Origin of the sequence: Vibrio sp. 070316B, from assembly GCF_013114115.1 — a bacterium.
Lineage (GTDB): Bacteria > Pseudomonadota > Gammaproteobacteria > Enterobacterales > Vibrionaceae > Vibrio > Vibrio chagasii_B.
The window spans coordinates 1-625 of the sequence record NZ_VTYC01000085.1; the positions used below are offsets into that span (position 1 = coordinate 1).

General features: G+C 44.5%; 3 tRNA genes and 1 rRNA gene. All 4 read right to left on the minus strand.

Annotated elements, in window-relative coordinates:
• Positions 1-207: 207 nt before the first annotated feature.
• Positions 208-283, minus strand: a tRNA-Val gene (locus F0251_RS24320).
• A 33-nt stretch (positions 284-316) separates the two neighbouring features.
• Positions 317-392: transfer RNA gene (locus F0251_RS24325), tRNA-Lys, on the minus strand.
• 2 nt (positions 393-394) lie between these two features.
• Positions 395-470, minus strand: a tRNA-Glu gene (locus tag F0251_RS24330).
• A gap of 89 nt (positions 471-559) precedes the next feature.
• Positions 560-625, minus strand: a 16S ribosomal RNA gene (locus F0251_RS24335); the annotation flags it as partial.

Sequence of the window (625 nt, forward strand, 5' to 3'; positions counted from 1 at the left end):
GAATGTGTTTGTGTTGTGTTTATCCAAAGGATAAACATTGAGAACTTTTAATTTGATTAACTCTTAGAGTTAATCAGTCAGCTTTCCAAATTGTTAAAGAGCATGTATTCCGAAGAATGCATTTTCTAAAGACTCTCACAGTCGAAAAAACCAACCAACGACATAAGAAGTGGTTTGGAGTTTTAACTTCCAAGAATATTTAGAGAATGGTGGGCGATACCGGGCTCGAACCAGTGACCCCCTGCTTGTAAGGCAGGTGCTCTCCCAACTGAGCTAATCGCCCACTAAAAGTTTTAATTCCTTCGTGGAGAAAGAATGGTGGGTCGTGCAGGATTCGAACCTGCGACCAATTGATTAAAAGTCAACTGCTCTACCAACTGAGCTAACGACCCAATGGTATCCCGTAGGGGAGTCGAACCCCTGTTACCGCCGTGAAAGGGCGGTGTCCTAGGCCTCTAGACGAACGGGACACTGGATTGAAGAACTTGGGAGTTCTTCGTCTCTTTTACTTTCTAAACCTAATCAATCTGTGTGGACACTTATCGTGAATATCTTCGTATAAGGAGGTGATCCAGCCCCAGGTTCCCCTAGGGCTACCTTGTTACGACTTCACCCCAGTCATGAA